Source organism: Pseudomonas fuscovaginae SE-1, assembly GCF_000364705.1.
GTDB lineage: Bacteria > Pseudomonadota > Gammaproteobacteria > Pseudomonadales > Pseudomonadaceae > Aquipseudomonas > Aquipseudomonas fuscovaginae_A.
Window position 1 is genome coordinate 1 of record NZ_AQOH01000257.1, and the last position, 7376, is coordinate 7376.

Here is a 7376-nt window from a genome sequence, read left to right on the forward strand (position 1 = left end):
GTGCCACTGCGGGCGATGTTCGAGCACTGCACGGGGAGGACCTGGGCGACCTGAGTCGCCACACAAGCCTGCTCACCCACACCAGTCTGCTGTTTGCCGGGATTACTTCGGCCCGAGAATCTTCACCAGCTTGTCCGGCGACGGTGCGCCCTGTTGCTGTTGCAGGTCGCCATTGGCGTCGAGATAGAAGATCGACGGCGTCGCCGACAATTCCAGTTCATCCATCAGCTTGGTGTTGGCGTCGAGCTTGGCCTGGATGTCCGCCGGAATCTTCGCCAGCGGCTTGAGCGAACTGCCCTTGCCGGCCTTCTCATGGTCGTGCAGGGCCTGTTGCGGGTCCTTGGCGGCGAACAGCGCGGCAGCCTTGGCCGGGCTGTCCTCCCGGATGATCCCGACCATGATATGCCGCAACTGCACCTTGCCGGACTCGACCCAGGGCCGGGCCTGCTCCCAGAACATGTTGCAGTACGGGCAGTTGGGATCGCTGAACAGATAGACGATACGCGGTGCATCCGGCTTGCCGTCCTCGATCCAGTTGCTCTTCTCCATCTGGCTCCAGACCTGCTTGGACATGGGCCCATATACCAGCTTCTGCAGCGGGGCCTGGCTCAGGTCCTTGCCATCGGCGTCATACAGGTTGCCGGCGATCACATGCTTGCCATCCGCCGTCAGGTACAGGGCCATGCCACGGTTCTGGTACTGGGCGGCGTAGCCGCGCAGGCCGGCGGGCGCATCGAAACTGCCGACGATTTTGGCACCTTTGGACTCAATGCTCCTGATCGGCGCGGGCAGTTCTTCGGCCCGGGAAACGGGCGCCTGCAGCAGCAGGGCGCCGATGGCGCTGCCCAGGGTCAGGTTCAGCAGATGGCGGTGGACGGGCATAGCGGTTTCCTTGCTGTGGCCGGGACGGCCTTGTTGGGGTGTGGCGGACCGAAGTTCTCCAGGGCGCGGGCCAGGCTGGCCTCGGACAGTTCGCCCAGATGGCTGCCAAGCAGTTGGCCTTCGGCGTTGTACAAGAGGGTGGTGGGCAGGGCCATGGAGCCGACGCTTTGCGCCAGTTGGCCGCTGCCGTCGAACAGTACGTTGTCCAGGTTCAGGCCCTGGGTCATGAGGAAGGTGGTCACGCTCTGCATGCTTTCGGCCTGGTTGACGAACAGGAAGGTCACGTCCTGGCGCTCGCGCTGGGCCTTCTGCAGCACCGGCATTTCTCGTCGGCAGGGTGGGCACCAGGTGGCCCAGAGGTTGATCACCAGCGGACCGCCCTGGTAGTCGCTCAATTGCACCGCATGGCCATCGGCATTGAGCAGGGCAATGGCCGGCAGACGTGAGCCTTGTTCATAGAATGTCGTGGAGAAGGTCGCCAGCAACCAGAATGCCAGCCCGCTGCCCAGGCCGAAGCCCAGTGGCTTGCGCAGCGCCGGCCGGCGCCAGGCCCAGGCCACGGCGCCGAACACGATCGCGAGCAGGCCGGGCCAGGGCAGGAAGCCGCCGTCACGGATATCGAGGATCTGCAGCGGATCGTTGCGGAAGTAGCTCCAGTAGGCGATCACGAAGCTGCCCCGGGCGGCGAACAGGCCCAGGATGAACAGGCTGAACAGCACCGACTCCGGGTTATCGCCACCGCGCTTGGCCACCCACCAGCCAACCAGCGTGGCCAGGGCGAGCGCCAGCAGCAACAGCAGGTGGTTGATCGACAGGGCGAAGGTTCCGAGGGTCAGGGTCAGCATTTAGCGGGCATCCCGTGTGCTATTCCAGTTCTGCAGGAAACCGGCGGCGTCGATTTCGCCGGTGATGCGGCTGGCCCGGCGTTCGCTGCCTTCGGGGGTGATCCACAGCAGGGTCGGCGGGCCGGGCACTTCGAAACGGCTGAGCAGCTCGTGGCTGGCGGCGTTGTCGTGGGTCACGTCCAGGCGCACGAGGTGCACGTCACGCAGGGCCGCGACCACTTCGGGCTTGGCGAACACCTGCTTTTCCATGACCTTGCACGACACGCACCAGTCGGCGTAGTAGTCCACCAGCACCCAGCGGCCGCTGGCCCGGGCCTCGTCCAGTTCGCGCTGCAGCGCGGCGGGCTCGTTGACGGTGACGAAGTCCGCATGGTTCGCCACGGCCGGAGCGTTGCCCCCGGTGTAGACCTGCAGCGGGCGCCACAGGTCGGTGCCGCCGCCGGCGGCACCGATCACCAGCAGGCTGCCCCACAGGCCCAGCAACAGGCTAAGGCAGGCGGCCGACAGCGCCACGCGTCCGGGCTGCCGTGCCAGTACCCGGAGCGAACGGGCCACCACCAGCGCCAGGGCGCCCCACAGGCCCATCCACAGCGACTCGTTCAGCACCGGGCGAATCATCACGATCGCGGTGCCGAGGAACAGGAAGCCGAACAGTGCCTTGACCCGGTCCATCCACAGACCCGGCTTGGGCAGGAAGCGATTGCCGACGGTCACCAGCAGCAACAGCGGCAAGCCCATGCCTACTCCCAGGCTGAACAGCACAAGGCCGCCGAGCAGCACGTTGCCGCTCTGGGCGATGTACAGCAGGGCACCGGCCAGTGGGGCGGTCATGCAGGGGCCGACCAGCAGGGCCGAGAGCGCGCCGATGATCCCGGCACCGACCAGGCTGCCGCCGCGCCGCCCTTGGCCGGCGCGCTCCAGGCGATCGCGTACGGCACTGGGCAACTGCAGCTCGAAGAAACCGAACATCGGCAGTGCCAGCACCACGAACAGTGCGGCGAAGCTGCCCAGCAGCCAGGGTTGTTGCAGGAAGGCCTGCAGATTGCCGCCGAGCAGCGCGGCCAGCATGCCGAGGCCGGCATAGACCAGCGCCATGCTCAGTACATAGCTGCCCGCGAGAGCGAAACCGCGCCGCGGGCTGGCGCCGCTGCCGACCACGATACCGGCGAGAATCGGCAGCATCGGCAGGGTGCAGGGGGTAAAGGCCAGCAGCAGGCCGAGGCCGAAGAAGGCCAACAGGCTCCAACCCAGCGTCTGCTGGCTCAGGCTGCTGGCCAGGGACTGGTCCCGGGCTTGTGCCGGCTGGCTGGAGGTTGCCGCTTTCGGTGGCGTTGTCGCCAGGTCGCCGAGGTCGACCAGTTGGTTCTGGGGCGGGTAACACAGCCCGGCATCGGCACAACCCTGCCAGCCGACGTTGACCTTGCCGCGGGCATCGGCCGGGACCAGCACTTCCAGTTCGGTGCGATACACCGGCTGGTCGCCAAAGAACTCATCGCTGTGCGCCAGCGCCTCGGGCAGCGCGGGCCTGTTACCCGGGGCGAGGCCGTCGAACTTCAGGCGTTTCTGATACAGGTAGTAACCATCACTGATCTGCCAGTACAGGCGGGTCTGGCCGGAAGCCAGTTTCTCCGAACTGAAGACGAAAACCTGATTGGCCGGGGGAAATTCCGGCTTTTTCACCGCGAACGGGTCGTTGCCGGCCTGGGCCAGGCTGGCGAAGATCAGGAAAAAAAAGGTCAACACCCAACGCATAAAAAAGTCCTTGGTGCACAAGCTTGTCCGGCCAAGAGTGGCGGCCAGCGATTAACCGATCATTAACCCGCGCCAGCGGTCGCTGTCGCGGGCGCAAACGTTACTATCTTCAGGGACTCGCGGCATAATCGCCGCTTAATCCGTCCGGGTTTCAATGGACATATTTGCACAGGTAATCCCATGCACGTACTGGTTTGCGAAGACGATGAGTTGATCGCCAGCGGCATCGTCGCCGGCCTCACCGCCCAGGGCATGACCGTGGAGCATGTCGCCACGGCGGCAGCGGCGCGGGCCATGCTGCGTGCGGCGCAATTCGACGTGATGGTGCTGGACCTCGGTCTGCCCGACGAAGACGGCCTGCGGCTGCTGACCCAGTTGCGCAGCAAGGGTCTGGAACTGCCGGTGCTGATCCTCACCGCCCGCGACTCGGTGACCGACCGGGTCGATGGCCTGCAGGCCGGTGCCGACGACTACCTGCTCAAGCCGTTCGACCTGCGCGAGCTGTTCGCCCGCCTGCAGACCCTGTTGCGCCGGGTCGCCGGCCGCAGCGTCAATCTGATCGAACACGGCCCGCTCAGCTACGACCCGAGCAGCCGGGTGACGACCCTGAACGGTCAGTCGGTGGATCTCTCGCGCCGCGAGCAGGCGCTGTTGCAGGCGCTGCTGCACAACCGTGGCCGGGTGCTGTCCAGCGAGCAGCTCAAGGACAGCGTCTACGGCTTCAGCGACGAACTGGAGAGCAATGCCCTCAACGTGCACATCCACCATCTGCGCCGCAAGCTGGGCAACGGCATCGTCGAGACCGTGCGCGGCCTGGGCTATCGCCTGGGCCCGGCGGGTGACGGAGAAGCATGATGAGCCTGCGCCTGCGCCTGAGCCTGACCATCGGTTCGGCGTTCATCCTGATCTGGGCCCTGGCGGCGACCTGGATGCTCAGCGACCTGAGGCACCAGATGATGTTCTCTCTCGACCAGCGGCTGGTGGCCTCGGCGCGGATGGTGGCCGGTCTGATGGAACAGTTGCCGATGATGTCGGGCAGGGGCGAGGTCACGCACTTCAGCTCCGAACAACTCAATATCACCGGTGGCATGGCCTGTCAGGTCAGCTCCCTGCGCGGCGAAGTGCTGGCTCGCAGCCATAACAACCCCGAGCAGGCCCTGGAGGCCCAGCACGTCGGTTTCCATGACCAGATGATCGATGGCGCGCCGTGGCGTACCTTCACCCTGGTACGCGGCGATATCCATATCACCACGGCCGACCGCCAGGTCGAGCGCGAGGCCTTGAACCTGTCGGTGTTGCTGGCGGCTTCGGTGCCGGTGGGCGTGGCGCTGCTGGTCTGCCTGTTCCTGCTCTGGCTGGGGCTCGGCCAGGGGTTGGCGCCGCTCAAGCGCATGCGCGACGCGTTGAAGCGGCGCAGCCCGGATTCCCTCGAACCGTTGCAGATCCATCCGTTGCCCAGCGAGTTGAAACCCTTGCTGGAAACCCAGAACCAACTGTTGCAGCGCATTGGCAAGGCCATCGAGCGCGAGCGCCGCCTGACCGGTGATGCCGCCCATGAACTGCGCAGCCCGCTGACGGCGATCAAGACTCACCTGCAGGTGGCGCGCATGACCGACGGTGCCGCTCGTGACCAGTCCCTGGCCCACGCCGAGGCGGGGGCCGACCGCCTGCACCGGACCTTGGAGCAGTTGCTGCTGCTGGCCCGGGTGGAGGGCAGCCTGTCGTTCGACGACGGCGTGCAGTGCACCGCCGAACAGGTGGCGCGCCTGGCGATCCAGGATTCGGCCAACGGTGACCGGCAGCGCATCGAGCTGAACCTGCGCGAGCCTTGTTCCTCGGCGCCGCTTGAAATGCCGTCGACCCTGTCCATCGCCGCCCTGCGCAATCTGCTGGACAACGCCCTGCGCCACACGCCGGGGGATGCGCCGGTGGAGCTGACCGTGGAAACCATCGGCAATCGCGTACGCTTCCTGGTCCGCGATCATGGGCCGGGTATCGCCGAGGATGACCTGCAGCACCTGACCCAGCGCTTCTGGCGCAATGGCAAGAGCACCGGCTGCGGACTGGGTCTGGCGATCGTCCAGGCGATCGTCCAGCGTTGCGGCTGCGTGCTGCATTTCGACAGCCGGCCGGATGGCCTGCGGGTCGAGCTGACCATGCCCCTGAAGGTCACGGGCGCCTGAAAAATCCTGTCACCGCGCCCGGCTCGCCTGGGCGCATCGCCTGGCAGTATCGTCTGACGCCTGTCGCTCAACGGATTGAGGTCATGCGTCATGGACACTGCCATCGACATTCGCCCGGCTATCGCCGCCGATGCCGGGATCATCAGCCGGATACTCCAGCGCTCGATCCGGGTTGGCTGTTCGCGCGATCATCGCAACGAGCCTGCGCGGCTCGAGGCCTGGACCCGCACCCGCGGTATCGGGCATGTATTGCCCTGGTTGGCCGATCCACGGCTGTACCTGAACCTGGCGCACTGGCAGGGCAAGCCGGCGGGCGTGGGCATGGCGCGCGACGATGGGCGCATCCTGCTGTGCTACGTGCAGCCGGAGTGGTTCCGGCGAGGTATCGGGCGAGCGCTGGTGGCCGGACTGGAGCGCTGGTTGACGGCGGCAGGGCATGGCACGGTGCGGCTCAACAGCACCCTGACTGCCGAGGGTTTCTACCGGCACCTGGGTTACCGACAGACGGCGCAGTCCCTCAGTGTGGCCGGGTTTATCGCGATTCCGATGCATAAGCCACTGGTCTGAAAGGGGCACGCAATCCCCGTCGGTTCGGGAGGGCTGCAAACCCCCGCCCCAACGATTCAAAAAACATCCAATAATCCGCCGGAAGGTGTAAATCCCGACCCGGCTGGTGCGTTTCCAGAAGATGCAATCCGCGCGCACGTACCCGCGCGCGGATGAAGGTTTTGGCCACCCCACCCGCTATTGAGGGATCGAGAGATGTCAGTCGCTACCAGCCTTATCGAAAAACCGCCGATCCGCCCCGGCCAGTCCACGGCGCAAGAGCTCTACCAGTTCGACGAATCGCCGCTGCTGGCCAGGCAGAACCGCCAGGAGTCGAATGCCCGCAGCTACCCGCGGCGTATTCCGCTGGCGCTCAAGCGGGCCAAGGGCCTGTATGTCGAGGACGTCGAAGGTCGCCGTTTCATCGACTGCCTGGCCGGCGCCGGCACCTTGGCGCTGGGGCACAATCATCCGGTGGTGATCGAGGCGATCCAGCAGGTGCTGGCTGATGAACTGCCGCTGCATACCCTCGATCTCACCACGCCGGTCAAGGACCAGTTCGTCCAGGATCTGTTCGGCCTGCTGCCCGAGGCCCTGGCCAAGGAAGCGAAGATCCAGTTCTGCGGCCCGACCGGTACCGATGCGGTGGAAGCCGCCCTCAAGCTGGTACGCACGGCCACCGGACGCAGCACCGTGCTGTCGTTCCAGGGCGCCTACCATGGCATGAGCCAGGGGGCCTTGAGCCTGATGGGCAACCTGGGGCCGAAGAAGCCGCTGGGCGCGCTGCTGGGCAATGGCGTGCAGTTCCTGCCGTATCCCCATGACTATCGTTGCCCGTTCGGTCTGGGGGGCGCCGAAGGGGTCAAGGTCAACCTGCATTACCTGGAGAACCTGCTGAACGACCCCGAAGGCGGCGTGCAACTGCCGGCGGCGATCATCGTCGAGGCGGTGCAGGGCGAAGGCGGCATGATCCCGGCGGACCTCGACTGGCTGCGTGGCCTGCGGCGGATCACCGAAAAGGCCGGCGTGGCGCTGATCGTCGACGAGATCCAGAGTGGTTTCGGCCGTACCGGCAAAATGTTCGCCTTCGAACACGCCGGGATCGTCCCGGATGTGGTGGTGATGTCCAAGGCCATCGGTGGCAGCCTGCCACTGGCGGGGGTGGGCT

At 66.0% G+C, this 7376-nt stretch carries 7 protein-coding genes; 4 read left to right on the top strand and 3 right to left on the bottom strand.

Annotated features, from left to right (window positions below; genetic code table 11):
- Positions 1–102: 102 nt before the first annotated feature.
- From dsbG to dsbD, 3 genes are read right to left on the bottom strand one after another with little or no spacing between them, the layout of a single operon-like run.
- On the bottom strand, positions 103–882 hold the full coding sequence (gene dsbG, locus K675_RS0121065; RefSeq protein WP_017905450.1) for a thiol:disulfide interchange protein DsbG: 780 nt from the start codon (positions 880–882) through the stop codon (positions 103–105).
- Entirely contained in the window at positions 858–1727 is an 870-nt protein-coding gene (locus K675_RS0121070) for a TlpA disulfide reductase family protein (RefSeq protein ID WP_017905451.1), read from the bottom strand. The genes dsbG and K675_RS0121070 overlap by 25 nt, the downstream gene beginning before the upstream one ends.
- The gene (gene dsbD / locus K675_RS0121075; protein WP_017905452.1) at positions 1728–3479 is read right to left on the bottom strand and encodes a protein-disulfide reductase DsbD; all 1752 of its coding nucleotides are present in this window, start codon (positions 3477–3479) and stop codon (positions 1728–1730) included.
- Between the two features lie 180 nt (positions 3480–3659).
- Here dsbD and K675_RS0121080 point away from each other — a divergent pair, with 180 nt between their 5' ends.
- The 4 genes from K675_RS0121080 to K675_RS0121095 form a co-directional block, all read left to right on the top strand.
- On the top strand, positions 3660–4334 hold the full coding sequence (locus K675_RS0121080) for a response regulator (protein WP_017905453.1): 675 nt from the start codon (positions 3660–3662) through the stop codon (positions 4332–4334).
- Entirely contained in the window at positions 4331–5662 is a 1332-nt protein-coding gene (locus K675_RS0121085; protein WP_026145399.1) for an ATP-binding protein, read from the top strand. Before K675_RS0121080 ends, K675_RS0121085 begins: the two co-directional genes overlap by 4 nt.
- Positions 5663–5752: 90 nt before the next feature.
- A complete protein-coding gene (locus K675_RS0121090; RefSeq protein WP_017905455.1) occupies positions 5753–6229 on the top strand; it encodes a GNAT family N-acetyltransferase in 477 nt (158 codons plus the stop codon).
- Positions 6230–6424: 195 nt separating this feature from the next.
- Positions 6425–7376 (top strand): diaminobutyrate--2-oxoglutarate transaminase family protein (locus K675_RS0121095; RefSeq protein ID WP_017905456.1); only part of this gene is annotated, 952 nt, incomplete at its 3' end.